At 52.4% G+C, this 3,014-nt stretch carries 5 protein-coding genes; 2 read left to right on the top strand and 3 right to left on the bottom strand.

The genetic code is table 11. From position 1 onward, the window contains the following. Window positions 1-355: DUF7709 family protein (locus ACT3TJ_RS17775; protein WP_444622802.1), on the top strand; the 355-nt coding region annotated here is incomplete at its 5' end. A gap of 66 nt (window positions 356-421) precedes the next feature. On the opposite strand, the gene ACT3TJ_RS17770 is transcribed toward ACT3TJ_RS17775, so the two are convergent. From ACT3TJ_RS17770 to ACT3TJ_RS17760, 3 genes are all read right to left on the bottom strand, one after another. Continuing rightward, the gene (locus ACT3TJ_RS17770) at window positions 422-676 is read right to left on the bottom strand and encodes a Txe/YoeB family addiction module toxin (protein ID WP_444622803.1); all 255 of its coding nucleotides are present in this window, start codon (window positions 674-676) and stop codon (window positions 422-424) included. After that, window positions 673-924: a type II toxin-antitoxin system Phd/YefM family antitoxin gene (locus ACT3TJ_RS17765; protein ID WP_444622804.1), complete on the bottom strand. Its 252-nt coding sequence runs from the start codon at window positions 922-924 to the stop codon at window positions 673-675. Before ACT3TJ_RS17765 ends, ACT3TJ_RS17770 begins: the two co-directional genes overlap by 4 nt. 266 nt (window positions 925-1,190) lie before the next feature. Next, window positions 1,191-1,958 (bottom strand): SDR family oxidoreductase, encoded by a 768-nt coding sequence (locus tag ACT3TJ_RS17760; protein WP_444622805.1) that lies wholly within the window; start codon window positions 1,956-1,958, stop codon window positions 1,191-1,193. A gap of 351 nt (window positions 1,959-2,309) precedes the next feature. On the opposite strand from ACT3TJ_RS17760, the gene ACT3TJ_RS17755 reads away from it, so the two are divergent. Further along, the gene (locus ACT3TJ_RS17755) at window positions 2,310-2,864 is read left to right on the top strand and encodes a GNAT family N-acetyltransferase (protein WP_444622806.1); all 555 of its coding nucleotides are present in this window, start codon (window positions 2,310-2,312) and stop codon (window positions 2,862-2,864) included. The last annotated feature ends 150 nt before the right edge of the window (window positions 2,865-3,014 follow it).

Below are 3,014 nucleotides of genomic sequence, written 5' to 3'. Positions count from 1 at the left end.
GTTATTGCAAAAATTATTGAAGGAGATAGAGATGTCCGAAGGTTCACCAGAGAATACCGAGCAACTTGGTTCGATCAATAAAAAGATTGTGGCCGAAGGAGAAGAGCTCCCCGCTGTAACCCTTAAAGATGGAAGTAAGGTACAAACAGGTACGGTTGCCACAATGCTCCGCAATGTCGCTTTATACAACTCAGGTGAGCGTGGCGAGGTAGAAGAGCAGTTGAAGACCGCAGTACCGACCTTGATTAAAGTTGGATTGTTTGAGCTATTCTCCGTTGATGAGTGGATTAACGGTCAGAATCCTGGGCGTAGGTTCGTTGGTCTGTGTGCTAAAGAATACATTGGTAAAAGCTAACAAGTTGCTGCAGTTGACCGCTGTTCCGCTTCGCTTCACCTGCGCTTCGGCGTTATTTACCATGAATCAATAATGATACCGAAGCTGCGCAATTAGTAGCGCATCATCCGCCACCTTGTAAACAATCCGATGTTCGTCGTTGGTTCGTCGAGACCAGTAGCCGGAAAAGCCGTGTTTGAGTGGTTCGGGTTTGCCTACGCCCTCGAACGGCTGCCGCTGAATCTCTTTGATTAGCTTATTGATGCGGCCGAGAATCTTCTTGTCGGTTTTCTGCCAGTACAAGTAGTCTTCCCAGGCATTCTCGGCAAAGATGAGCCTCACTCCAGCAGCTCCTTCTCTTGGCCACCACCTTGTTCCAGCTCGGCCATGGCGTCGATCAAACGGCGCGCGTTGTGGGGTGAACGCAGTAGGTAAGCGGTTTCCTGTAGCGCCTCATAATCTTCCAGCGAAAGCATGACCACCGAAGGTGCCTTGCTGCGCGTGATGATGACAGGTGAATGATCTTCGCAGACTTGCTCCATGGTCTTGGCCAAGTGGCTTCGGGCGGCGGTATAGCTAATAGCATCCATAATAATACTCCTGTACGCAATGTTGTACTGTACAGATTGTCGTACATGGAAGGGCGGTAGACAACAACTTTCTACTCACGCGCCTGCTTTAACACCAATCAGACGTTGTGCTTGGGGCGCTTGATCATTCAACGGCCCGAGTCGATTTATCCCCCGGGCTGGTACCGCCCCAACCGCCCAAGCGTCATGAGCACGGCAAACTGCACCGCGAGCCCCGCCTATGTCGTATTTCCATCGCCGCCGAAGGTGGCTAGTTAGGTACCGCGTTACGAGTGGTAGACTTGGCTGCGGCCGCCATCCATCAGAATGTCGGTGGCATTGATAAAACGTGCTTCGTCGCTGGCTAGAAAAAGCGCCGTGTTGGCGACCTCATCGGCCTCACCGATGCGCTGGCACGGCAGCAGATCTATCTGGTGTTGACGTTCGGCTTCGCTCAGGCCGTCCAGCCAGGCTTGTGCGGGCGGCGTGCGAATCAGACCGGGTGAGATAGAGTTAACGCGGATGCCACGCGCCGCATATTCGATGCCCAGTGACCGGGTCAGACCGATCAGGCCGTGCTTGGCGACCGGGTACGGAAAGGCGCCGGGAATAATCTTGTGCCCGTGAACTGAAGCGATGTTGACGATATGACCATATTCGCGGGCCAGCATGCCAGGTAGCGCAGCCTGAATGACCCGCCACGCGCCTTCCAGATTGATCGATAGGCAACGCCGCCAAGTGGCTTCATCGGTTTCGAGCGGGTCTGAGAAAACGTTAACGCCAGCGGCATTGATCACAATATCGATTCGGCCCAAGGCGTTGCCAACCTCCGCGACCGCGTGATTTATCGCGGTCGTGTCAGCTACATCGGCTTCCACGCCCAGGACAGGGCGGCCAATTTCGCGCTCAAGCCGGGCGCACTCCCTGGCGAGCGCATGGCTATCCCGGTCTAGCAGTGCCACGCTCGCGCCTTCGGAAAGAAAACGCTCAGCCGTTGCCAGCCCGATGCCGCTGGCCCCGCCGGTAATGAGTGCTGTACGTTGCTTGAGTCTCATGCGTGGTAATCCCGCTATTTATAATTGAGCTGATAGGTAGAGTGCGTCAGGAAGTCATGGCTTCCTGTTCTTTAATAGTTATTCCGTCCAACGCCATGTTCGGTCGTTCATGGTGTTAAGTCCATGATTGAAGCGGGATAGGTTTCAGCTTCGTCCTGTGTTCATCCTGGGTGTCAGCCGGGGCACGGCAAGCGCGCCATCTATTGGCGTAGGAACCTTTATGCTGTGAACTTGCCCCCTGCCTGGCTAAATCTTATTGTCGAAACGTCAACAGAGCCCAGGAAACAAGAGGAATGACCCTTAACCAAGGCAGCTGCATCATCGCTGTTATGTGTAAGCATGGAGATATTAATGACACAAAAACTATTTTTTCCGGTGATTGAGACCGAGCGATTGACCATTAAACCGTTAGTAACAGGTGACGCGGATAGTTTACTGGAAATTTTTGCTGATCCTGAGGTCATGCGGTATTGGCATACTGCTCCCTGGGCAACGATTCAGGATTCACTTGAATTCATTAATGACAGCCACGATTCGATGCAGCGTCAAGAGTCACTTGTACTTGGTGTGTATCTGAAGTCTACAGGCGAGTTAGCTGGCAAGTGCATGCTATTTAGCTACGACAAGGAATCCAAACGAGCCGAGATCGGTTTTGGGTTAGGCCGTTCTTGTTGGGGTAAAGGCTATGTATGCGAGGCGGGAGAGGCGTTGATTCAGTACGGGTTCAACTCATTGGGACTTCGGAGAATTGAAGCAGAGATCGACCCAGACAATCAATCTTCTGCGAAAGCGCTAGAGAATCTTGGATTTGCTCGAGAAGGGGTTCTAAGGCAGCGTTGGGAGGTCAATGGTATCGTCTCTGACTCGGCAATGTATGGGCGGCTGATAAGCGATCACCCTGCATAGCCAATCAATGCTTGTGGCAGGCGCCTGTTGTGGGCGTTAGATCAAGAGTAGATTCTGGATATGACTATCCCAGAGATAACAAACGAAGCAATACAGGCACAGTTAGTCGTAGAAGACGTCCTGGGTGATTCGATCATCGGTATTTATCTC

The sequence above is a fragment of the Halomonas sp. AOP30-A1-24 genome (genome assembly GCF_052378165.1).
Lineage (GTDB): Bacteria > Pseudomonadota > Gammaproteobacteria > Pseudomonadales > Halomonadaceae > Vreelandella > Vreelandella citrativorans.
Note: the sequence above shows the minus strand (reverse complement) of the source record. Positions and strands in the feature narration are given on the sequence as shown.

What these genes read in the sequence shown, in the direction of transcription:
- ACT3TJ_RS17760 (WP_444622805.1), bottom strand. Translation starts at nt 1,958, where the DNA reads ATGAGACTCAAGCAACGTACAGCACTCATTACCGGCGGGGCCAGCGGC.
- ACT3TJ_RS17755 (WP_444622806.1), top strand. Translation starts at nt 2,310, where the DNA reads ATGACACAAAAACTATTTTTTCCGGTGATTGAGACCGAGCGATTGACC.
- ACT3TJ_RS17765 (WP_444622804.1), bottom strand. Translation starts at nt 924, where the DNA reads ATGGATGCTATTAGCTATACCGCCGCCCGAAGCCACTTGGCCAAGACC.